Raw genomic sequence first — 21,611 nt, forward strand, 5'->3', positions numbered from 1 at the left:
ACCCTTACCCACCTACCCCAACGCACAGGTCACAGCAGCACCGCACCGCAACGATCACCGAGTATGCGGCCTCTCGGCAGCACCGACACCCGCAGCGGGGTGAAGTCCACGTCCACTTCGGGTCGTACGCCTCCGACTGGATGCCGAGCTCGTGGGTGCTGTACTCGCCGAACCGGTTGATGTGCTCGGTCAGGTACGGCGAGATGTGCGCCAGGTCCTCCGGCTCGATCGTCCAGCCCTCGTCCAGCAGCGGCGGACTCGCCTTCCCCGACGGCCGGACCGCAGAGCACGTCAAGGCCGCGGTTCTGATCGCCTCCGTGCTCGCCGCACTGCTCACCGCCGCCCTGCTGCGCCGCCGGAACACGATCTACCGGCGCCTGTACGAGGCGGAGAACCTCGACGCCGACGCGGACGGCATCCCCGACATCCACCAGCAGATGCCCGGCGCCGCATTGCTGGGCGGTCAGGGTGTGTAGTGCGCGGCGCGGACACGGTGCAGCCACGCCTCAACTGGGGCCTCGTCCGGCTGGTCCGGTAGGACGCTCTTCGCCTGGTCGAACCGCTCCTCGAAGCGCTGCAGGAGGGGCAACGCCGTCATTGTGTCCGCGGCGACCTCTTCGCCGAACTCGTGGAAGGTCTCGGGGTTTTCGACGCGGACGTTCAGCCGGCCGGTGGTGTACAGCTCGAAGCCCTGATGGCACAGGCGCATGAGGTGCCGGGCGTGTTTCTCGGTCCGCTTGCGCGTGTCTGCCGAGAACGATCCGTCGCCGCGGTCGTAGAGCCGCTTGAACTGCTGGGTGGCGTAGCCGAGGTAGGCGTCCCGGACTCGCTTGGCGGATAGGAGTGAGCTGCGGATGTCGATCAGTTCGTCGCCCAGGGGGGTGCGTACTTCGTACAGGTCGTCGGGGAGCCAGACGAGTTCCATGACGGTGGGGTTGCCGCCGAGTGCGAGCCGGCACCATTTCGCTGCTTCGTGCAGGGTGCGGTCCGGGTTCGTGGTGACGTGCGATTCGGCGGGGCCGTGTAGGCCGTGGAATGCGGTGGTGTCTGCGGCGAAGAGGCCGAGGCGGTCGATGTCGGATCCCGGCTTGGCGAGTCCGTAGGCGGTGGAGCCGACTATCCCTGATAGCAGCACGTTCATGGCTCGCGTCTCCTCCGCGGGTGTGGGTCGGCTGAACGGTACGGCAGGTGACCCACACGTCGTCCTGATTTTCGGGCGGTGCAGCCGCCAGTGTGTGGGACAGGGGCCTTGTGACGCTTGGCGGCCCACTGCGTGGGCGGGGGATAGCAGCCCAGACAACTCCTCCAACTCGTGCCGCTGTCGGGGCATGACAGATGACCGGCGGGAATACCGTCTCTCCGATGTGCGCAGTCTCCCTCGGCGGCGACGCGAAGAGTGCCGCCGAGGGAGGCGGCCGCGGTGGTCCATCGCCCGTGGCTGTTACGACGACGACCCCAACCCGCTCGTGGCGGTGAGGTGGGACCGCAGCGACTGGCAGTGCGCTCAAAACATCAGCCGGGTTACCGCAGGGGCCGCAGGCGTCCCCCGGGCGGCTAGGAAGCGGAGGCCAACGCTGGGCAGATGCCGTGAAGCCGGGGATCCACGGAATGCTTGCTGTATACGCATCGGCAGGGAGGGACGATGGATTCAGGTACGGTTACGCAGCTGATCACTGTCGGAGCCACATTGGGCGGGGTGGTCCTGACTTCGGTAGGCAACGCCTTTCTTGAGCGACGTCGCGCGCGGGACAGCCGCGAGCTCGAGTCCTTACGCTCTGCGGCTGGTCATGCAGCGTGGCTCCGCGACGAGCGCCTCAAGGCTTACGCCGGGCTTTCGCTGGCGGGCGAGGAGGCGCTGCAGTTCATACGGTCCGACCTGCAGTTCGTCCTCGGCCCGGACGCTGCCAGTCAGCTCGCCGATACTGAAGCTCGTTGGCGCGAGCTGCGCACTCAATTGCGAAAGGCCTACAACCAAGTGGCCCTCTTCGGTGCCGAGTCGGCACGGCTGGCCGGTCGGGAGATCTGGCGGACTGCCCGCAACGGCGGCAATGATTTGCTGCGTGACCTGAACGCCGCCCCAGACGGTCGCGGTCTCCTTGGGCAGTACCAGCGGTTGGAGGCGATCGTGAAGGACCTTGGGACCGCAGGCGACCATTATCTCGAGGCCTGCCGCCAAGATCTTCAAACACGTGACTGAGTGGGGCTCGGCGCTGTGGGCTCGGTCGCTCACGGGCCGCACCGAGCCATGGTGCTGACATGCGTTACCTACGGTCTGGTGAAGGTCCTCCCTCAGCGAACTCATGGGCCGTCCACGATCAACTCACCGAGAGCCGCCACGAACAGGGGCCGGATCTCCTCCACCGCATGCCCGACATGGGGAAGGGGGGCTGGTTGTTACGCGGACCAGGCGCGCTCCGCGGGCGAGCAGTTCGGTCAGACCGCTGGCCGCAACCGGCCCATGCCCAGCCGATGGCGATGGCGTAGGGCCGGTTGCGGGGAAGTTCTGCGTAGATCGTGCGCCGTTGCGTGCCCTGGCCTGGGGCGACTAGGTTGGATGTCAAACGATCAGCTGCGTCTGCCCTGTGCGATCGAGCCTTCAGCGGATGCCACTGAAGAATGGGTGCGGCTCTTCTGGAGTGAGATCGCTGATCAGGCGTGGAGTTCATGGTTGTGCTGGTCAGGCTGGGGGTAGAGGCGTTCTCGTTCTTTGTGGGTGTGAAAGACCCAGTACTGCGGGAAGTCGCCGTTGCTGATGACGGCGCCGAGGGTGAGGACGGCTTCGGCGCCGGACACGGTCCATCGGCTGCCGGTGATCCGGTTTACCGGCGACCGAAGCCGCCACGGCTGCGGGTTCCGCGACCGCCCGTCACCGGACAGGATCTGCGTCATCGTCTCCCTGGTGATCTCCAACCGGAACAGCACCGACTCCTGCTCGGCAAGGAGTCCGGTCAACTCCTCCACCCGAGCGCGCAAGTTCACGGATCTCCTCCCGCGCGCCAGCCTCCCGCCGTCGATCTCCTCAAGCCACGACACCATCGCCGTCACCCCCGAAACCAGGCCCCCGACAACACGACGATCGAGCACCCGGCCTTCGGTCAGCAACCGCGCAAGTCGAAGCTCCCTACAGAAGAGACGTTACCCATCTCCAAAGCCTCTCCACGGGGGGCGTGTTCAGTACTCGGTCAGCACGAATGATGTCTGCGCCTTGCCAAAGCCCGGTGCTGTCGCCTCCGCTAGAAAGGTGCCGAAGCCTGCGTACTTTTCCGGAGACGTTCCACACTGCGGAGCACTTGGCTTGCGGTCCCACTTCACGGTGTACGTGGTGTCGCCGTGGGCGGGCACTAGGAGGAGCCGACTGCCAGAGCCTATGGGGCAGTCGGCGGAGGACCAATAGACGTCGGCGCTGTTGACCGGCGTGAGGGTCAGTACCGTCTTCTTAGGCCCGAGATCGACCTTGCAGTTGCTGCCGGTGATGTTCTTCGCGGTCAGCAGCAGGGTGGGGATGTCATCGGGTCCGTATGCGTTGTGAAGGCTGCGCACGGTCAACTCCGCAGCGCTCGGAGTGCAGTCGGGCAGCGTGGACATGCTGGACGCGCTGGTCTCCCCTGATCCTGAACTGTCCTTGTTGTTCTTGCTGTTCGTGCTGGAAGGCCGCGCCCCGGAGGAGCTGGGCGTGAGCGAGGTCTCCGATCCGGGCTTGTTCGACTTCGCGTCGCCTCCCTTGCCATCGCCGTTGTAGGTGGTCGCGGCCCAGGCCGCGACGCCGAGCAGGCCGAGCAGGGTCAGCGCGGAGAACACCCGTCGGCCCAGCCGAACGCCGTGCTGCGGATACGCCGGTCGTGGAGTGCCGGCCTCGACACCCATCCCGGCGCTCTCATACGCCGCCGTATCGGCGTCCCTTCCCGCTGTGAAGGGCTCACGGATCACGGCGGAGGGCTCACGGACACGCCCCGACCGCCCGCTCGGCGACGGCAGGAAGAGGAAACCGTCGGACGGGAGGTCGGTTATGACCCGCAGGGACTGCGGCTGCCCGCTCTTGCGGTACCCGCGGTGCAACTCGGTCATCCGGTCCTGGACGGCGTCCTGGAACCGACCGAGGGGGAGTGTGGCGGCACCGGGATGCGCGGCGATGACGTCGGACACCGACCGGGAGAAGATGCTGAACGAATCGCCGAGCCGGACCCCGGTGACAGGGTTGATGGGGGAGTCGTGCGGGCGCACGAACAGCGCGTACTGTCCCGGCGAGCAGGCGTACACGTACGCCACCTTGCGGCGCAGCGCGGCGCTGATCTTCTGCCGGCTCCACTGCTTGACACTCGCGACGCCCATCGAGTCCTGCTCGATGCCCTCCCGGCAGGCGTCGATCAGGAAGACGACGTGCTCGGCAGGCGTCTCGTCGAGGTGCTCACGCCAGTCGATCGCCACGCACCCCGACTCGAAGGGATGCGTGTCCTCGTCGATGTCCTCAGGTACGAGGTAGTCGCGACCCTTGGCATGCACGCCGTGCCCGCTCAGCAGGATGAGCAAGGTGTCGCCCGGGCGGGCGCGCCTGAGGAAGCCGACCACCCGGGCGTTCACGTAGTTCGCCGAAACCTGCTTGCCGCCTTCGCGCCCCGCCAGGACCTGCACGTCGTCGAAACCACGGTCCTCGAGCGCCGATCCGAGCCGGGCGAGGTCGGCCGGAATGAAGGGGAGGGGCGGGACACCGCGCATCTCGTAGGCGCTGGCCCCGATGAGGAGGGCTCTGTGACGTACCATCACACGCCGGTCACTGCTTGAAGACCAGTGTGATGCCGTGGCTGCGCTGCATCTGCGCAGAACCGATGAACTGCACACCCCCGCTCGCCGTCACCTGGAAGGACAGGTGTGCCTCCCGCAACGGCAGCGGTCCGCCTCGGGCGGCGGCCTCGGTGAACACCTGCTGCAACGCGTCAACGGCCTCGGCGAGGTTCTTGCGCAAGGCCCCCAGAGGTACGCTCCTCAGCCGCACCTCACCGTCCCCACCGCCGAACAGGCCCATGGAGTCGCCGCCGTCGTCGAGTTGACCATCTTGATTGTCGTACGAAACCCAGAAGGACAAGGCCGTTACTTCGGACGCATCGGCAGTTGAACTCACGAATCCCCCTTTGTCAGTGACGGCAAGTCAACTGTACGAAGACGGAGGGTGATTCATGGTCAGGAGCGAAAATCCGGTGCCGGTCAATGTCCACAGCACCAATCGGTCCCGCTCCAGCCACGACTCGAAACCGACATGCTGACCGGTGATGGCACGGGCCCTGGCGGGACGCTGACCAGGTCGAACGCGCCGTCGTCCAGTGGGTCGGCTGGTACAACACCGAGCGGCTCCACTCCGCCCTCGACTACCTCCCACCCGAGGAACCTCTGAGGGTCGATAAGGTTCCTGACCAGGCCCAACGGGGGCTGGATCCAAGCCAGGCTGCGTGGTCCAGCACCCGCCATTGACCGTGGTTCCCCGCCTCGTCGGGCACGCATCGGGCACGGAGCGAACCAGCTCTTCTCGTGCTTGATGCGTCACGTTTCGCGCCGCGTTCCTCGGAAGCCATCGAGGGGTGGGGGAGCGGTACGCACTGGCACACTGCGCGCATATACGCACAGCCATCGAGGACCGGGAACTTGGCTGAGGCGGTCCGAGTGGTCCGGCAGCTTCTGGAGCTCGCTGACACCAGTAGCGTCGAGGGACCCGCGCACTTCATGGCCAGGGCTTCCCGCTGGTAGTCGAGGAACGAAGTAAGCGACGCACGGTCGTCGGCCGCCTTCGAGGGGTATATGCGCTCGTCATCGTTTGTTGGGCGATCATGGCAAGGATGCGTTCTCGGAGGCCACCCCGGGTCCTAGAGGGCGTCTGAAAAGCCTGTCAGCGGGCAAGTCACCTGGTAGCGGGGCAGTGACGCACTTTCGGGGGCCGGGGTGTGCGGGCTGCGTACCCGTTACTCGACGGATCTGTCTGATCCGGAATGGGAGATCCTCTGTCCGCTGGTTCCGGCGGTGAAGCCTGGTGGACGACCGGCGAAGCATTCGCGGCGGGAGATCCTCAACGCGCTGTTGTATTGGCTGCGGGCCGGCTGTGCCTGGAGACTCTTGCCGCATGACTTACCGCCATGGCAGACGGTTTACCACTACTGGCGGCGCTGGCAGCAGGATGGCGTGTGGGAGCAGATACTGACGGCGCTGCGTGAACGCGAGCGGGTGCAGCTCGGCCGGGATCCCACTCCCAGTGCCGCCGTCGTGGACAGCCAGAGTGTCCGGGCCAGTGAACGTGGCGGCCTGCACGGTTACGACGGCGGCAAGAAGGTCAGCGGCATCAAACGCCACCTGCTCGTCGACACCCGCGGCACCGTCCTCGTCACCTGCGTCAGCCCGGCCAGCGTCGGCGACCGGGACGGAGCCGTGGTGCTGTTCGCCCGGGCTGCCGCCGCCTTCCCGCGCCTGCGGCAGGTGTGGGCGGACCAGGGCTACCGCGGCGCCGACTCCCACGCCTGGGCCCGGGAGGCCACCGGCATCACCGTGGAGATCGTGCGCCGCCGCGACGGAGGATTCCGCTCGACCTGGGCTCGGGTGGGAGCACCACCGCCGGCAGTGCCCCAGTTCGCAGTGGTCCCGCGCCGTTGGGTGGTAGAGCGGACGTTCGCCTGGCTGGGACGATGCCGCCGCCTGTCGAAGGACTACGAGTACCTGCGCGTCTGCTCGGAGAACGCCATCTACCTGGCCATGGCCATGCTCCTGGTACGTCGCCTAGCAAGACCAGCCCGCTGACAGGCTTTTCAGACGCCCTCTAACTGATCGTTTCAGAATGAATTGCGTCGTGGATCGGGCGGGCTCGCAGGCGGCTGGGGCCGGAGCCGTTGAAGGTGCTGTTCGCGCGGGTGTGCCGGCCGGTGGCCGACGCGGAGACGGTCGGGTCCTGGTATCGGCAGTGGCGGCTGGTCGCGGTGGACGGCACGGTCTTCGATGTCCCGGACACGGAGGCGAACAGTATGTTCTTCGGCCGTCCGGGTTCGGGCCGGGGACAGCAACGCAGTGCGTATCCAGGTGAGAGTTGCCGCGCTGGTGGAGTGCGGGACTTACGCGGTGTTCGCCGCGGCCACCGGACCGTTCTCGGTCCACGAACAGCACCTCATTCCCGGCCTGCTGGACCGTCTCGAGCCCGGGATGCTGCTGCTGGCTGACCGGGGCATCACCGGGTTCGAGTTGTGGCGGGCTGCCTCCGGCACGGGCGCGGACCTGTTGTGGCGGGTCCGCAAGAACATCGTGCTGCCCGTCCTTGAGTCCTTCGACGACGGCTCGTATCTGTCGGAAATTGCCGCTACGGGCGATCGACGGCGACGTGACCCGGCCCGGGTCCGTGTCATCGAGTACACCCTCGACGGCCGTGACGACACGGTCTACCGGCTGATCACCACCATCTGCGATCCGCATGACGCACCCGCAACCGACCTGGCCGGCATGTACCACCAGCGGTGGGAGATCGAGAACACCCTCGACGAGATCAAGACCCACCAAGGTGGCCGCCATCTGGTCCTGCGATCGCAATATCCCGATGGTGTCGAGCAGGAAATCTACGGATTCCTCCTCGTCCACCACGCACTGAGGGACGTCATGCACCACACCGCTCGCCAGGCCGGCCTCGATCCCGACCGGATCTCCTTCACACGCACCCTCCACACCGCTCGCCGCCTCGTCACCGGCCAGGCGGCACTTTCCCCCCTCACGACTCCAACAAGTCCTGCAATACACCATCCGTGAGCTGCCAACTGGCACTCAGACACCCCCACCACCACAACCCACCACGCCCACCAGCTATAGCGGCACGAGGAATCGTCAAGACCTGTGGATCAAGTCAGTTGGGCTGGTCCCGGTGAGCCGCAGCTGACGGCTTGCTGCATGTCGAACGCGGCGGGTTCGTCCGTGCTCGGCCAGCAGCCTGAGGGCCTCGGGTGAGGTCACGATCAGCGTGGTTGCCGTGCGTTGGAACCAGTCGGATGCACTGTTGAGCTCCTCGTCTGTCCATGGCTTGCCCAAGGCAATGGCTCTGAGCAGGGTCCACTCGTGCAAGCGGCGGGTGAGGAAGTCGCGGTCCGCGATCACCTCGGTCATGGACTGGGCCCAGGCCGTGAAACGGGGGTCGGTCAGCAGGTCGGCGGCCCGGCGGTCCAGATGGTGGCCCACCGCGCTGTCCGCCGTCGTCGTGTCCTGGTCGTGCAGGACGGCGGTCACCAGGTCGGCCTCGTCCGCCTCGGCGACGGCGTCCAGGGCCTGCAGGTAGTGGGCGAAGCGCCGGTGCTCGGCGGGCTCCTCGTCGGCGTGGCGGCCGGTCATGCCGCGATCCCTTCCGGCCGCTCAACCAGCTGGCCGCGCTCGAAGCGGGCACCGGCGCGGACCAGGGCAACCAGGTGGGGCGCGTTGACCGCGCGCCAGCGGGCCTGCGCGGATTCGATCAGCTTGAACACCATGCTCAGCGCGGCGGACCGGCTGCCGGCGCCTTTGGTGACCTTGGTTCGCAGCCGGACGGTGGCGAAGGTCGACTCGATGGGGTTCGTGGTCCGCAGATGGATCCAGTGCTCGGCGGGGTAGTCGAAGAATGCCAGCAGCTCGTCCTCGTCGTCGGTGATCCGCTTGACGACCTTGGGGTACTTGGCCCCGTACTGCTTGGCGAACGTGGCGACGGCCTTGGCCGCGTGCTCTTTGTCCTCGGCGTTGTAGATCTCCTGGATCGCGCGCTTGGCGGCAGGCTGGGCCGACTTCGGCAGTGCGTCCAGGACGTTGGCAGTCTTGTGCACCCAGCACCGCTGGTGGCGTGCGTCGGGGAAGACTTCGTTCAGCGCGTTCCAGAAGCCGAGTGCGCCGTCTCCCACGGCCAGGTGCGGGGCCCGCATGCCCCGGCGAGCGCAGTCCCGCAGCAGCCCGGCCCACGCCTCGGACGATTCGCGGTAGCCGTCCGTCATCGCGATCAGTTCCTTCGTGCCGTCCGCCCGGACCCCCATCGGCACCAGAACGGCGGCCTTCGCGTCCTCCAGACGGATACGCAGATGCACGCCGTCGGCCCAGACGTAGACGTAGTCGGTGGTAGACAGGTCGCGGTCCATGAACGCCGTGTGGTCGGCCTGCCACTGGGCGGTCAGCCGAGTCACCGTCGCGGGCGAGAGGCCCGCCGAGGAGCCCAGGAACTGCTCCATTGCGGGAACGAAGTCACCGGAGGACAGGCCATGCAGGTAGAGCAGCGGCAGCACCTCGCTGATCTTCGGAGACTTCCGTGCCCAGGGCGGCAGGATCGCCGAGGAGAACCTCTTGCGCTCGCCGGTCGCCTCGTCGACGCGCTTGTCGTTCACCCGCGGGGCTCGCACCTCGACCGTCCCGGCCGCCGTGGTCACTTTCCTCGGTTGGTGGAAGCCGTTGCGCACGACCAGGCGCCGGCCCAACTCGTCCCTCTGATCCGCCAACTCGGATATGAAGGCGTTGACTTCGGCCTCCAGGGCGGCGGCCAGCATGCGCCGTGCGCCTTCACGGACAATCTCGTCAATCAAGGAGCCGTTCGGGGTGGTGCCATCGGCGTTGACTACGCTGAGCACGGGCGTGCCTTCCCGACCGACGTTCGCAGCGTCGGCCTACTCGGTGACCTTCAATGGATCACTCGGGAAGGTACGCCCTTCGCGCGCCACCCGGAGGTCGATCCACAGGTCTTGAGCATTGCTCTAGCGGCACACTGATCCCACCCACCAAACCCACCGGCAGACGCCAGAGAAACCCCTTAAACAACGGTATTGCCCTTAGCCCCGGTTTGCTCCGCAAAAAGGCGGGGACCTGTGAGAAGAGAGGGTCGCCCGTCATGGGAGGTCATCATGATCATCCTCGGAATCATTCTGCTCGTCATCGGTCTCTTGGCCGGCATCGGTATTCTCTGGACTATCGGGATCGTCCTGGTCGCGATCGGGGTTCTGCTGTGGATTCTGGGAGCGGTAGGACACGCGGTCGGCGGACGACGGCACTACTGGTAGTCGCGCTTCCATCAGGGCATTCGGCTAAGCATCTTGGCGATGCCCTCCCCGCACAGCATCGAACGTCAGCATGGCTCGGTCCTGCTCCGTCGCGCTGTCAGCAACCACCGCCGCATCCCCTGCTGACGGAAGGCTCTGGTCTCGATGGCAACTCACGCTCCTGTTCGTCCCCCTCCCTCACAGGCGTCCGGCAGTGACTTCGCCAGGCTGTCGAAGGAGATCGCCGACGCCGGGTTGATGCGCCGCCGACCCGGCTACTACTCGGCCCGTATCACGACGGTAGGCGTGCTCTACGCCGGCGGCTGGACCGCTTTCGTACTCGTCGGCTCCAGCTGGTGGTCACTGGCCATCGCCGCCTTCCTCGCCCTTGTTTTCGGCCAGGTCGCCCTCCTGGCTCACGACGTGGCTCATCGACAGGTATTCCGGCGTCGCAAGGCTAGCGAGCGGTTCGGCCGTATCGCCGGCAACGCGGGCATCGGAATGGGCTACGGCTGGTGGCAGGACAAGCACACCCGCCACCATGCGAACCCCAACCATGAAACCCTCGACCCCGACCTGATCCCCGATCTGCTGGTCTGGTCCCAGCACCAGGCCCGCGCGGCCCAGGGCCTTCCCAGACTTATCGGCCGCTCACAGGCCTTCCTCTTCTTTCCTCTTCTCACGCTTGAGGCCTATAACCTGCACGTGATGGGCGTGAAAGCCCTGGCCAACCGCTCGCTGAAACACCGCGTGCAAGAAGGCACCCTGCTCTTTGCCCACTTCGCGCTCTTTCTCACTGCGCTTTTCCTGGTGCTGCCCCCAGGTATGGCCATTGCCTTCCTCGTCGTTCACCAGGGCCTGTTCGGCCTCTACCTCGGCTCCATCTTCGCCCCCAACCACAAGGGCATGCCGATTCTGACTGGCAAAGACCGCCCCGACTTCCTACGCCGTCAGGTCCTCACCTCACGCAACGTGCGCGGCAGCCGATTCATCGACATCGCCCTCGGCGGTCTCAACCACCAGATCGAACACCACCTGTTCCCCAGCATGCCCACCCCCCAACTACGCGACGCCCACCCCATCGTCCGCCGCTACTGCGAGGAGCTAGGCATCCCCTACCTCGAGACCAGCCTCATCGCCTCCTACCGGCAAGCCCTCACAAGCCTCCACCAGGCAGGAATCCCCATCCGCAACGCGCACCACGTCTGACCGCCCGCCCGATCATCCGGTACCGGCGCACGCGGGTCCATGCTCGTACTCAGTCGGCTCGGCGCCGATGCGTAAGGTCGCCCTGATTTCACGACGGACCGGAAAGCCTTGTCCGAGGTGGGCGGCGGCCAGGCCTCGCGAGTAGCCAATCAGCGCCCGCACATTCTCCGCGCTCTGAACTTCCCGTACCACCTCGCGGCTCGTTCGGCTCGGCCGTGACGCCACCGCCACGACGACGCATTCGGTCAGCTTGGCTCTGTGCTGCTGCCGTTCACGGGTTCGCTGTCACCTCACGTAGACCGGTGGCTCTCTGCAGCAGGCAGGCACCGTTCCCGAACGACCGCGCAGGGCGGGCCGTCACAGGAAGCGGTTTTGGTCACCTGCCTCTGGTGACGTTGCTTACCGTGATCGATCCTCCTCGTCTTCATCGGCGGGCTCGTCCTCCCACTCGTCTTCCTCGCCGTCCTCCTGTTCTTCTTCGTCCTCTTCCTCGCCGTCTTCCGTGGTTTCGTACTCGCCGTCATTCTCCGAGTCCTCGGCCTGTGCCGCTTCTTCCTCTTCCATAGCTTCGTCGTGCGACATGACGACTTCGCCGTCTCGGATCTCGCCGCGCCAGCCGTCCGGCTCTTCGTCGGTGAGAGTGACGTACCGCTGGAAGTGCTTGAAGTCCAGCCGCATACGGCGGCCTTGGGCCCGCCACAGATTTCCGGTCTTCTCGAAGAACCCGGAGGGGTAGTACTCCACGACCAGGACGATCCGCGTCAGGGTCGGGGCCAGTTCGTGGAAACTGACGGCACCGCGAGTGCTGCCCTTCGCACCTTCGGAGGTCCAAGCGATTCGGTCGTCCGGGATCTGCTCCTGAACAGTCGCTTTGAAGCTGCGGGATGAAGGGCCGACCTTGACCTTCCAGTCGCTGGCCATCTCGTCGCTCATCGAGACGTCTCGAACACCCTTGGTGAAACTGCTGAACTGGTCGTACTGCGTCCAGTAGTCGTAGGCCGTGCGGAGGGGCACGCCGACATCGAGGACCTCAATAATGTTCATGCTCTTGTTACCGCTGGACTTGCCCTTGCCGCCGCCGAACGCTTTTTTGGCCTTGTCCACGACGCTGTCCTTGACGCCTTTGGCCTTCTCGGACACGAACGCCTTCACGGGAGATTCACCCCCGAGGACGCGCGAGCCGACCTTGAGCAGTGACCCGCCGTTGTCGGCGACATCGGTGAGCTGACCCGTGAGGTCCGTGAGCTTGTCGCTGGCCTTTTCCGCGAGCCGCTCCACCTGTGAACCGAGGAAACCCGACAGCTCCTCACGCAGCCGGCCCATCCCCGACTCCTCCGCTTCCGGCTGCTTCGTCTCCTTCGCGGCCATGGCAGGCTACCTCCGGCGATCGGCGCGCTTGGATGTCTTCTTCGCCGCCCGCCCTGAAGAGGATGCCGCCTTTTTGGCCGGAGCCTGCTTCCTGGCAGCGGTCTTCTTGGCTGGGGCTGACTTCTTCGCGGCCGGCTTCGTCGCGGAGGACTTCTTCCTCCGAGCCGGCTCCTTCGCCGCTGCCCCGGATGAACTCCGGGAAGAGGTGGCCTTCTCTCGCCCTGCCGCGGTACCTCGATCAGACTGAGCCGGCTTCCGGGAACTTCTGCGGCGCTTCGGGCGCTCGGCTTCAGGCTCCTCCGTCTCTTCTTCCTCCGGTTCTTCCTCTTCCTCCTCGTCCTCGTACTCCGACTCTTCCTTCTTGCCGGAGCCAGCCGTGCGGTCACGAAGCGTGTCCGCGAGCGTCCCCATGCCGCGAGTGGCAGCAGCTGTCACGGCCTTGCGGCCGGCATCGAGCACCTCCCCCTTCAGCTGGTCCTGCAGTTCGGCGAACTGCGGGATCTCCCCCAGCCTGCGCATTCCCTCGGCAGCGAGTTGGCGCGGCTCAAGACCGAACCGTCTGCCCGCCACATAGGTCGCCACGCTCAGGGCGAGCTTGCCTTTCTTCGTACGACCCAGCACGTAACCGCCGACTATGGCTGCGGCGAGGGCCACCTTGCTCTGATCGTCCATGCGCACGTCACCTTCATCGTTCCGTCGGGGACCCGCCCGTGCCGCGCAAACTGCTGCTGTCAGTGGTCTCTGCCCCAACGGAGCCCACGGACGTAGTCCCGCACCCGGCGCCGGGGCTCCACACGGGCGAAACGACCCCGATCCGCAAGAGGAGATTGCCAAGTCCCACTTCCCACAGATTCGTTGGTGCATCGTTCATGCGGGGGACTGCCCGGAACGTTGCCACTACACGCAGCGCCGCCACGTTCGTGGGACGGCCCGGCAAAGACCGCACCACCCCCATTCCAGCCCGCTACACTCACCACGCCCAAGCCGTTGACCAGCATGAATGAAGAAGTCCGGCTGGAGTACTAGCTAGCAGCGACGCACGGAGTACCCGGCTGGCCGTCCTACGCTGTTCCGGTGGCCGTTGACCTATTCCTTGTCCGGGCTGTCCGGTCACGCCGTGATGTCCTGTTCGCCGTGGCCGTCGCTGTGTCCGCCAACGTGGCCGGGGTCCTCACCTCTGAGTCGCTGACCAGCGTCGATACGTGGGTGTCTGCAGGTCTGCACGCTGTGTTCCCGCTGACCCTGCACTGGATGCACAGGCCAGCGCACGCCCTGGTGACCGCTGAACGCCCGGCAGAGCCTGAGGGGTGAGTCGTACCAGCGGCCGCTCGCCCGGACGGCTGGCGGGTCAGCGGTTGTTCCCGTTCAGTTGCAGTCCCAATAGCCCTTGTGCCAGTGGTGGTGACTGTCGTACCAGCCGCTGTGCCACGAGCAGCCCGTGGGAACCGAGACGGTCGTCGTGGCGGGGGCTGCTGCGGCCGGGCCCGCCACTCCGATTGCGGTGCCGCCGGCCAGCAGGAAGCCGGCCGCGACGCAGGCGAAGGCGCGTTTGGCGCGATGTGCTCGCATGGCTCTGCTCTTTCTTCCACGTTCTCGCGCTGTCCCAGCACGAAAGGGATGGCCGCGGCCTCACGCCGAAGCGTGGGGTCCGCGATGGCTGGATGGTGCCGCTCGAAGACCGATGCGGCGCTGTCGTCGAGGTCGCCGCGTGAAAGCGAGGGACGCACGTCTCCCGGCTGCAGGCCCACCGTTGCGGGAGCGCGTCGCGGGACGTGTCCTGAATCGCGACCTCACCTCTTTCGACGGTAGCGGCCTACCCGCTGACAGGCACCTCGAGCCCGCAACGCGAGAGCCACTCCGGCAAGTTCAGCTGCCGGAGGGGGCTCTACCTGTCGCTGGGTCGATGGCCGAGGACCCTGCCCCCTGGTAGCCCGTCCTGCGTCCGCTGAGAGCCGTCGGAGTTCTGAGACGACCAGGACGACGGTGTCGACCACTTCTGAGTCGACGGCCGACTGACCGAGGGTTTCGAGGAAGACCCGGGTGGTCTCGCGCGCGTCGGCGACCGTGGTCGCGGAGCGATGTTCGTGGCGTCGACGCACATGGTGTCCATCAGGTTCACCCTGGCCTCTGGATCGTCAATGCCCGGTCCTGCCTACCCGTCCCTCGTGCCCCACCCAGTGCCGCCTTCAGGGCCCGATTACCTCACTGTCGAACGCGCGAAAATCTATGTCGGCCGGAGTAGACATTGGGCGGTGGCGTGGTTATGGTTTCTCTCGTAGCCGAGATCAACAAGGCCCGGCAGAGACGAACCGGCGGGCAGCAGTACACGCAGTGCGCAGGACGGTTCGGTGGTGGAGTTCCGAAGCCAGAGCGGTTGCAGGACGGCGACGGGACTGACGACCGGACCGGGTGGCCCGCAGTGATCAGGGGCCGCCGTGAGCAGTACCGCAGTGGCAGTTCAGTAAGTGCAGTTCGCAGTACCAGCAGTGCGGTTGTCAGTAGTTCCTCGGTAAAGGCGTCGGCTGCGGACGCGCGTACCGGGAGGTTCGGCAGTGGGGTTCTAAGCCAGAGCAGACGCAGGACGGGCGACGGGGCTGGCTGCCGAAGAGTGGCGCTTAACCAGGTCACCAGTAGTTCGCATCACCAGCAGTACGCAGTACCAGCAGTAGGTAAGTGATCCCAGAGGGAAGAAACGGAGGAGCCAGGCGCCATCAGGATCGCCCGGGCGGAAGTCTTGAGCCCGGGTACCGCAGGACATCGATTGTGAGGTGGTCTCCGGTCAAGCAACCGCGATCCCCGCACCCCCGACAACTTCCAGGTCGGGTCAGCGGACACAGAAGGCCGGCGCAGTACCAGGGCCGGCAGATGGTGTAGCAGTTCCTTCGGGGCCCTGGTGCCAATGGCACCAGGGCCCCTCCACGCGTTCCACAGAGAGGTGCAATGACAGCAGACGACTCGTACAGCCGTCTCGACGACGACGACTACCCCGCCTACACCATGGGCCGGGCCGCCGAGATGCTCGGCACCACCCAGGGCTTCCTCCGCGCCATCGGCGAAGCCCGCCTCATCACCCCACTCCGCTCCGAGGGCGGACACCGCCGCTACTCCCGCTACCAACTACGCATCGCCGCCCGCGCCCGGGAACTCGTCAACCAGGGCACCCCCATCGAGGCCGCCTGCCGCATCGTCATCCTTGAAGACCAGCTCGAAGAAGCCCAGCGCATCAACGCCGACCACCGCCGCACCACAAATATGAGCGCATGATCACCGAAGACACCCAGCCGCCAGCACACGGATGGGAGTCCCAGCCCCGCCCCGGCGCCACACCCGACACCCTCCGCACCCCCGCGGTTGACCCGCCTGCTGGCACAACTGGTCGGCTGACTCCCGGGCAGACAGCTTTCGACCTGGAAGGCAGCGTGCAGCGCGTGGCGGCTGCGCTGAAGCCGAGGATGCGCGGTTGGTTGCACGCCGGCATGTTCCCCCTCTCGCTGGTCGGCGGCATCGTCCTCATTGCTCTGGCGCGCTCGACACCGGTCGCTGTGGCGTGTTCGGTGTTCGCGGTGTCGGCGTTGTTGCTGTTCGGTACGAGTGGGGTCTACCACCGCGGGACTTGGGGTCCGCGAGGCGAGGCGGTTCTGCGGCGATTGGACCATGCGAACATCTTTTTGATAATCGCCGGTACGTACACGCCCCTGGCGGTTCTGCTGCTGCCCGCCGGTCAGCAGCTGGTGCTGCTGTCCCTGGTGTGGGCCGGGGCTGCGGCTGGCATCGCGTTCCGCGTCTGGTGGAACACGGCACCGCGCTGGCTGTACACCGCGTGCTATATCGCCCTGGGCTGGGCAGCCGTCGCCTACCTGCCCGACTTCGCGCGCACTGGCGGCACCGCGGTCCTCGTACTCGTCATCACCGGCGGTCTGCTCTACACCGCGGGCGCCGTCGTCTACGCACTCAAGCGCCCCGATCCCTCACCGCGCTGGTTCGGCTTCCACGAGGTCTTCCACGCCCTGACCATCACCGCCTTCACCACCCACTACACAGCCATCCTCCTGGCAGCCACATGACGGGTGTTCGCGGCATGCTCCAGTGCAGCGGCCGGGGGAGAGGGACTGTTCCTGTTCAGCACACCCCGAAACCCCGGACTGCTCGGCCGGTTCTCTCCCTGCGGGTACTCCAACCCGAAAAATACGCCTGGCGGCGCGGCCTGGAAGCCGCCCTGGCCTATCACAGCACCTACGGCGACCTGCGCGTGCCCTACGACTACTGGTCGCCCGGTCGCCCGCCCCGTCGGACGGCTCCCCAAGTGACGGTTTCCCCCTGGGGACATGGATCGCCGAACAGCGCCGGTACCGCCGCGCGGGCCGACTCACCACGGAGCGGGTCAAGGAGCTGGACGCCTTCGCCGTGGTGTGGTCGCAGTTCGAGGCGGCCTTCGAGGAATGACGGCCTGCCGCAGCTGGGCCGCAGCCCACGGCCACCTCCTCCCGCCCATCGACGCTGTCGACCCCGACACCGGCTACCCCGTGGGCCGGTGGCTGAAGAACCAGCGAGCCGCTGCCCGCACAGCCGACCGCGCCGCCAACGAGGCGACTGCCACGACCGCCGGACTCGAGCTGATCACTGCCCTGACAGCGGAGCGCCGCCAGGCACTTGACGAGATCGACCCATCCTGGTGCCCCGCCTGGCCTGTCGACTGGCAGCGTGCCTTCCACCTCGCCCGGCGGGACGCCCAGGCCGGACGCACCCTGACCGGACACCCACCAGGGCACCTTGTCGTCCAGGGCGAGGACATCGGACGCTGGATCACCACGCAGCAAAACAGCTGGGACACGCTCAGCGTCGCCCAGCACTGGATGCTGCGCAGCGTCCTGGGCATCGGCCCGGCGGCCCCCGCCGGCCGGCCGAGCAAGCCCCGACTGAGCCACGCCGAGAAATGGGCGCTCAACCTCGCCGCCGCCCGCCAGTACCACCAGCGCGAGGGTCACTTGGACATATTCCGCGGGCATCGCGAAACCGTGAACGGCCAGGACATCACGCTGGGGATCTTCGTCGCTAACGCCCGTGCCCGGCACGACAGCCTCACGGCCGCAAGAGAGCCCTGGTCGCCGTCGGTCATTCACTCCTGGTCGTCGTCTGGCACCTGCTCAACGAACCCGAGACTCCGTACACAGACCTGGGCTCCGACTACCACCAGCACCTCGTCGATCCCACCCGGCGGAGCCGCGACCTGGTTCGCCAGCTCAAGGCCCTCGGCCACGACGTCACCCTCGCCCCCGCAGCCTGACCAGCCAACTCCCAAAGCTCAGGCCAACGAACGCTTCAGCATGCCCTTGACCTGGGGGATTTTCCGTTCAGGCCCTAGCACGGCGGCTTCGCCGTCCACTTCTTCCCCCGCGACTGGGTCGACGCCCTCGCTGACGGCTGGACCGGCGTCCAGGCGATGCCGTAGTGCTCGTGCAGGCGGTGTTCTTCTTCTCGAAGAGGTAGCGGCCGGCGTCGACGTCGACGTTGCGCGCGTTGGTCAGGAGGCCCGGGATACGAGTTCGTCGTACTCCACGTCGGACCGGTCGGTGGCCTGTACGTAGACCTGGACACCGTCGAGCAGGTTCCGGAGTGTGTGGTAGCTGGAGGAGTGCGCGATCCGCTGCTCGACCTCCGTGCGCTCGGGGCACCAGGAGATCATCACGATCTTGTTCTTCCGGGTCCCGTCCGCCGTCGCGAAGGCCAGGTCGTAGACGACGAACCGAGGCTCGGTGGCTGGCAGTGCCTCCAGCAGTTCGTCGTGCGTCAGATTCCCCTTGAAGTCGGGGATGACGGTCTCCAGGTTGTTGCTGAGCCGGTAGATCACTGTGTTGATGTCCCGCTTGCTCTTCAGCTCCTGGAATGCGCTGATACAGCTGTCGTCCACTGGAATACCACTGCTCACGACGAGTCCTTCCGATCATTGGGAGAGCAGGTCAAAACGGCTCATGTCGCTCATCTGCCGTCCATCCTCTACCTCTCGCGTGACACATTGAACTGACCCCGTCGAAGGCGGCGCGCTGGCGGGGGCGGCGGCACCCTCGGAGCACAATCAGGGGCGCACACGAGCGTGGGCGGATGGTCGCCAGCCAGCAGGCGGCCGACCACCCCCGGGACTGCGGCCCGGCGGCCGAAGTCTGGTCAGCCGGGCGTGGCGCGTCTTGGAGAATTCGGCCGAGCCGGTTCCGGACATTCTCGGCGTCCGTGCTCGGTTGCTGCCGGGACTCGAAGCTGCTCTGCGTGTCCAGCAGATCCTTCTCCGCCGCCCCAGCAGGGTGGTAAAAGGTACGGGACCGTCACCCGTCGATCCGCAACGTCGGACGTCCTGGCGCGCCCCGCCCGCTAACCCAGCCGCCGATGTGTCATGCCGCCGCAGTGCCACCGAACGTCCAAAGCCGGAGCCGGGAGCACTGATCGTGCAGTGGTTGATCTTCCCGTGCAGGGGGTGGGTCAATAGGCCGACAGGGGTGCTCGCCGGTTAGCTGTGGGGCGGGAAGAGCGCGAGGAGCCGGATGCGCTGGGCGGGACCGAGGCCCTGGACGCGGCGGGTTTCGGAGATGCCGAGGCTAGCGAGAAGTTGTCCGGCGCGGACCGAGCCGATGCCGGGCAGCGATTCGAGAAGGCGGCGCACGCGGATCTTGCCGACCACGGCATCCTCGCGGGCGAGCAGGGTCACGAGCGGCAGCTCTCCCGCTTTGAGCGCCGCCATCAATTCACCGCGCTCCTTGCGGACAGCTACCGCCTTCTTCAGCGCCTCGGCGCGGGCCTCGGCGGTCAGTGCGGGCAGGGCCATGACTGTGGCACCCCTTCGTCCAGTACCGGATGAGGCCCTCATCATCACCCCGCCCAGGCAAGTCGACCAAGGGGGGATACCCGTTGTCGCGCGGCAGAGACCGAGTAGATCGCCTGCGGAGTCCCCGCCGGCCCCCGCTACCTCACCATGCCCACGATCAGCCACAGGGTCAGTGCGGCGCTGACGGCGCCCAGCAGCAGGGCGACTTTGATGCAACGCCCGCGAAGCCGTTCTCGTGCTTCGTGAGCAGCTTCTTGCTGGGCGAGCCGGTTTCGTAGGCGCTGGGCTTCAGCGAGTCGTTCGCCGGTGTACAGCCGGAGCAGTTGCTGCCGCTCGGCCCAGGTGAGGCAGGGCATCCGGTCGGCGAAAGCCTCGGCCGCTTTCCGTGCTTGGTTACGCTCGCTTTCTGTCGCGAGGTAGCGCTCGAGACGTTCGATGCCCGCTTTCGGGTCGGGGGTCGGCTGCCCGGCGGAGGGGGCCGTCATGATGGTGTGTCTCCGCCCTTGGATGCTGCGTCCGGGTCGGGTTCGACGGCGTCGCGGCGTCCGGTCCGGGCTCCCTGGTCGAGCGCTGCTACCTCGGGGTAGTGAAGGTCGAACGCCGGAGCCTCGGAGCGGATCCTGGGCAGGGTGAGGAAGTTGTGCCGCGGCGCGGGGCAGGGCGTGGCCCACTCCAGCGAACGCCCGAATCCCCACGGGTCGTCGACCTCGATCCTTTTTCCGTACTTGGCGGTCTTCCAGACGTTGTAGAAGAACGGGAGCGTGGAGGCACCGAGGAGGAACGCGCCGATGGTGGAAATGGTGTTGAGGGCGGTGAAGCCGTCGGCCGCAAGGTAGTCGGCGTAGCGGCGGGGCATGCCTTCGGCGCCGAGCCAGTGCTGGATGAGGAAGGTCATGTGGAAGCCGATGAACAGCGTCCAGAAATGGATTTTTCCCAGGCGTTCGTCGAGCATTGTGCCGGTCATCTTGGGCCACCAGAAGTGGAAGCCGGCGAACATCGCGAAGACCACGGTGCCGAAGACGACGTAGTGGAAGTGCGCGACGACGAAGTAGGTGTCGGTGACGTGGAAGTCCATCGGGGGCGAGGCGAGGATGATGCCGGTCAGACCGCCGAACAGGAAGGTGACGAGGAAGCCGATGGTCCAGAGCATCGGTGTCTCGAACGACAGCGCCCCGTTCCACATGGTGCCGATCCAGTTGAAGAACTTCACCCCGGTCGGCACGGCAATGAGGAAGGTCATGAAGGAGAAGAACGGCAGCAGGACGGCTCCCGTGGCGAACATGTGGTGCGCCCACACCGTCACGGACAGGCCCGTGATCGCGATGGTGGCGGCGACCAGTCCGACATAGCCGAAGATCGGCTTGCGGGAGAAGACCGGAATGATTTCCGTAATGATGCCGAAGAACGGCAGCGCGATGATGTAGACCTCGGGATGGCCGAAGAACCAGAACAGGTGCTGCCACAGAAGCGCCCCACCGTTCTCCGGGTTGAAGACCTGGGCGCCGAAACGGCGGTCGGCTTCCAGGACGAGCAGCGCGGCGGCCAGGACCGGGAAGGCCAGGAGGACCAGCACGGACGTGAACAGAATGTTCCAGGTGAAGATCGGCATCCGGAACATCGTCATGCCCGGCGCCCGCATGCACACGATCGTGGTGATGAAGTTGACCGCCCCGAGAATCGTGCCGAATCCGGACAGCGCCAACCCCATGATCCACATGTCGCCTCCCACATACGGAGTGCGTTCGCCACCACTGAGAGGCGTGTAAGCGGTCCACCCGAAGTCGGCCGTGCCCTGCGGAGTCAGCAGGCTGCCCACCACGATCAGCCCGCCGAAGAAGAACAACCAGAACGAGAACATGTTCAACCGCGGGAATGCCACATCGGGGGCGCCGATCTGCAACGGCATGATCGCGTTGGCGAAACCGGCGAACGTCGGTGTCGCGAAGAACAGCAGCATGACCGTGCCGTGCAGCGTGAACGCCTGGTTGTACTGCTCAGTCGAAACAATCTGCAGCCCCGGACGGGCCAGTTCGGCGCGCATCAGCAGCGCCAGCATCCCGCCGAAAACGAAGAACATGAAAGATGCCGCCAAATACAGATGACCGATCTTCTTATGATCCGTGGTGGTCAGCCAGGACACCACCACTGCACCACGACTTCTGGCGCGAACAGGAATGGGGGTGGCCGGCTCGGTCGACGTAGCCATGCGTGTCCTTTGATTTGAACGG

Annotated in this window: 24 protein-coding genes and 2 pseudogenes; 11 read left to right on the forward strand and 15 right to left on the reverse strand. The window is 66.3% G+C overall.

Translation table 11 applies throughout. The features are described from left to right. Positions 1 to 4 precede the first annotated feature (4 nt). Positions 5 to 310, reverse strand: a complete 306-nt coding sequence (locus ACWDZ6_RS21395; RefSeq protein WP_451504165.1) for a Tn3 family transposase — start codon at positions 308 to 310, stop codon at positions 5 to 7. On the opposite strand from ACWDZ6_RS21395, the gene ACWDZ6_RS21400 reads away from it, so the two are divergent. Further along, positions 204 to 476, forward strand: a complete 273-nt coding sequence (locus ACWDZ6_RS21400; RefSeq protein WP_451504171.1) for a hypothetical protein — start codon at positions 204 to 206, stop codon at positions 474 to 476. The two genes, ACWDZ6_RS21395 and ACWDZ6_RS21400, sit on opposite strands and share 107 nt — an antisense overlap. Here the strand turns inward: ACWDZ6_RS21400 and ACWDZ6_RS21405 are convergent. After that, on the reverse strand, positions 464 to 1,141 hold the full coding sequence (locus tag ACWDZ6_RS21405) for a nucleotidyltransferase domain-containing protein (RefSeq protein ID WP_451504104.1): 678 nt from the start codon (positions 1,139 to 1,141) through the stop codon (positions 464 to 466). The genes ACWDZ6_RS21400 and ACWDZ6_RS21405 overlap by 13 nt on opposite strands. Positions 1,142 to 1,642: 501 nt before the next feature. Between ACWDZ6_RS21405 and ACWDZ6_RS21410 the strand changes: the two genes are divergently transcribed. Further along, positions 1,643 to 2,197: a hypothetical protein gene (locus tag ACWDZ6_RS21410; RefSeq protein WP_451504105.1), complete on the forward strand. Its 555-nt coding sequence runs from the start codon at positions 1,643 to 1,645 to the stop codon at positions 2,195 to 2,197. 452 nt (positions 2,198 to 2,649) lie between these two features. Here the strand turns inward: ACWDZ6_RS21410 and ACWDZ6_RS21415 are convergent, their stop codons facing one another. From ACWDZ6_RS21415 to ACWDZ6_RS21425, 3 genes are all read right to left on the reverse strand, one after another. Then, positions 2,650 to 2,979 carry a hypothetical protein gene (locus ACWDZ6_RS21415; RefSeq protein ID WP_451504106.1) on the reverse strand — a complete coding sequence of 110 codons (330 nt, stop codon included), beginning with the start codon at positions 2,977 to 2,979 and terminating at the stop codon, positions 2,650 to 2,652. A 192-nt stretch (positions 2,980 to 3,171) separates the two neighbouring features. After that, entirely contained in the window at positions 3,172 to 4,758 is a 1,587-nt protein-coding gene (locus tag ACWDZ6_RS21420) for a caspase family protein (protein ID WP_451504107.1), read from the reverse strand. Between the two features lie 10 nt (positions 4,759 to 4,768). After that, the gene (locus ACWDZ6_RS21425; protein ID WP_451504108.1) at positions 4,769 to 5,116 is read right to left on the reverse strand and encodes a Pepco domain-containing protein; all 348 of its coding nucleotides are present in this window, start codon (positions 5,114 to 5,116) and stop codon (positions 4,769 to 4,771) included. Positions 5,117 to 5,322: 206 nt separating this feature from the next. On the opposite strand from ACWDZ6_RS21425, the pseudogene ACWDZ6_RS21430 reads away from it, so the two are divergent. From ACWDZ6_RS21430 to ACWDZ6_RS21440, 3 genes and pseudogenes are all read left to right on the forward strand, one after another. Further along, positions 5,323 to 5,463, forward strand: a pseudogene (locus tag ACWDZ6_RS21430) (hypothetical protein); the annotation flags it as partial. A gap of 465 nt (positions 5,464 to 5,928) precedes the next feature. Further along, complete coding sequence (locus ACWDZ6_RS21435; RefSeq protein ID WP_451504109.1) at positions 5,929 to 6,774, forward strand: IS5 family transposase; 846 nt, start codon at positions 5,929 to 5,931, stop codon at positions 6,772 to 6,774. A gap of 264 nt (positions 6,775 to 7,038) precedes the next feature. Next, positions 7,039 to 7,764 carry an IS4 family transposase gene (locus tag ACWDZ6_RS21440; protein ID WP_451504110.1) on the forward strand — a complete coding sequence of 242 codons (726 nt, stop codon included), beginning with the start codon at positions 7,039 to 7,041 and terminating at the stop codon, positions 7,762 to 7,764. A gap of 75 nt (positions 7,765 to 7,839) precedes the next feature. Here ACWDZ6_RS21440 and ACWDZ6_RS21445 read toward each other — a convergent pair whose 3' ends face one another. Further along, positions 7,840 to 8,337: a hypothetical protein gene (locus ACWDZ6_RS21445; protein WP_451504111.1), complete on the reverse strand. Its 498-nt coding sequence runs from the start codon at positions 8,335 to 8,337 to the stop codon at positions 7,840 to 7,842. Beyond that, entirely contained in the window at positions 8,334 to 9,587 is a 1,254-nt protein-coding gene (locus tag ACWDZ6_RS21450) for an IS256 family transposase (protein ID WP_451504112.1), read from the reverse strand. Before ACWDZ6_RS21450 ends, ACWDZ6_RS21445 begins: the two co-directional genes overlap by 4 nt. A gap of 270 nt (positions 9,588 to 9,857) precedes the next feature. Between ACWDZ6_RS21450 and ACWDZ6_RS21455 the strand changes: the two genes are divergently transcribed. Continuing rightward, positions 9,858 to 10,013 (forward strand): DUF6131 family protein, encoded by a 156-nt coding sequence (locus tag ACWDZ6_RS21455; protein WP_451504113.1) that lies wholly within the window; start codon positions 9,858 to 9,860, stop codon positions 10,011 to 10,013. 144 nt (positions 10,014 to 10,157) lie between these two features. Continuing rightward, a complete protein-coding gene (locus ACWDZ6_RS21460; RefSeq protein ID WP_451504114.1) occupies positions 10,158 to 11,201 on the forward strand; it encodes a fatty acid desaturase family protein in 1,044 nt (347 codons plus the stop codon). Between the two features lie 399 nt (positions 11,202 to 11,600). Here ACWDZ6_RS21460 and ACWDZ6_RS21465 read toward each other — a convergent pair whose 3' ends face one another. From ACWDZ6_RS21465 to ACWDZ6_RS21475, 3 genes are all read right to left on the reverse strand, one after another. Continuing rightward, positions 11,601 to 12,569, reverse strand: coding sequence for an SRPBCC family protein (locus tag ACWDZ6_RS21465; RefSeq protein WP_451504115.1), 969 nt, complete (start codon positions 12,567 to 12,569; stop codon positions 11,601 to 11,603). 6 nt (positions 12,570 to 12,575) lie between these two features. After that, complete coding sequence (locus tag ACWDZ6_RS21470; RefSeq protein WP_451504116.1) at positions 12,576 to 13,241, reverse strand: histone protein; 666 nt, start codon at positions 13,239 to 13,241, stop codon at positions 12,576 to 12,578. A 693-nt stretch (positions 13,242 to 13,934) separates the two neighbouring features. Further along, entirely contained in the window at positions 13,935 to 14,138 is a 204-nt protein-coding gene (locus ACWDZ6_RS21475) for a hypothetical protein (RefSeq protein ID WP_451504117.1), read from the reverse strand. A gap of 1,371 nt (positions 14,139 to 15,509) precedes the next feature. Here ACWDZ6_RS21475 and ACWDZ6_RS21480 point away from each other — a divergent pair. The 4 genes and pseudogenes from ACWDZ6_RS21480 to ACWDZ6_RS21495 all read left to right on the forward strand — a co-directional run. Next, on the forward strand, positions 15,510 to 15,833 hold the full coding sequence (locus ACWDZ6_RS21480) for a MerR family transcriptional regulator (RefSeq protein ID WP_451504118.1): 324 nt from the start codon (positions 15,510 to 15,512) through the stop codon (positions 15,831 to 15,833). Beyond that, complete coding sequence (trhA, locus tag ACWDZ6_RS21485; protein ID WP_451504119.1) at positions 15,830 to 16,633, forward strand: PAQR family membrane homeostasis protein TrhA; 804 nt, start codon at positions 15,830 to 15,832, stop codon at positions 16,631 to 16,633. The genes ACWDZ6_RS21480 and trhA overlap by 4 nt, the downstream gene beginning before the upstream one ends. A 22-nt stretch (positions 16,634 to 16,655) precedes the next feature. Next, positions 16,656 to 17,012: a helicase associated domain-containing protein gene (locus tag ACWDZ6_RS21490; protein ID WP_451504120.1), complete on the forward strand. Its 357-nt coding sequence runs from the start codon at positions 16,656 to 16,658 to the stop codon at positions 17,010 to 17,012. Then, positions 17,009 to 17,650, forward strand: a pseudogene (locus ACWDZ6_RS21495) (helicase associated domain-containing protein); the annotation flags it as partial. The gene ACWDZ6_RS21490 and the pseudogene ACWDZ6_RS21495, both read left to right, overlap by 4 nt. Before the next feature lie 35 nt (positions 17,651 to 17,685). On the opposite strand, the gene ACWDZ6_RS21500 reads toward ACWDZ6_RS21495, so the two are convergent. The 5 genes from ACWDZ6_RS21500 to ctaD form a co-directional block, all read right to left on the reverse strand. Beyond that, on the reverse strand, positions 17,686 to 17,826 hold the full coding sequence (locus tag ACWDZ6_RS21500) for a hypothetical protein (protein ID WP_451504172.1): 141 nt from the start codon (positions 17,824 to 17,826) through the stop codon (positions 17,686 to 17,688). Positions 17,827 to 18,090: 264 nt separating this feature from the next. Next, positions 18,091 to 18,495: an actin-binding ADF family protein gene (locus tag ACWDZ6_RS21505; RefSeq protein ID WP_366736404.1), complete on the reverse strand. Its 405-nt coding sequence runs from the start codon at positions 18,493 to 18,495 to the stop codon at positions 18,091 to 18,093. A gap of 573 nt (positions 18,496 to 19,068) precedes the next feature. Then, positions 19,069 to 19,383, reverse strand: coding sequence for an integration host factor, actinobacterial type (gene mihF, locus ACWDZ6_RS21510; RefSeq protein ID WP_451504121.1), 315 nt, complete (start codon positions 19,381 to 19,383; stop codon positions 19,069 to 19,071). A 137-nt stretch (positions 19,384 to 19,520) separates the two neighbouring features. Then, the gene (locus tag ACWDZ6_RS21515) at positions 19,521 to 19,868 is read right to left on the reverse strand and encodes a hypothetical protein (RefSeq protein WP_451504122.1); all 348 of its coding nucleotides are present in this window, start codon (positions 19,866 to 19,868) and stop codon (positions 19,521 to 19,523) included. Further along, the gene (gene ctaD / locus ACWDZ6_RS21520; protein ID WP_451504166.1) at positions 19,865 to 21,589 is read right to left on the reverse strand and encodes an aa3-type cytochrome oxidase subunit I; all 1,725 of its coding nucleotides are present in this window, start codon (positions 21,587 to 21,589) and stop codon (positions 19,865 to 19,867) included. Before ctaD ends, ACWDZ6_RS21515 begins: the two co-directional genes overlap by 4 nt. Positions 21,590 to 21,611: the final 22 nt, after the last annotated feature.

Source organism: Streptomyces sp. NPDC002926 (assembly GCF_053591755.1).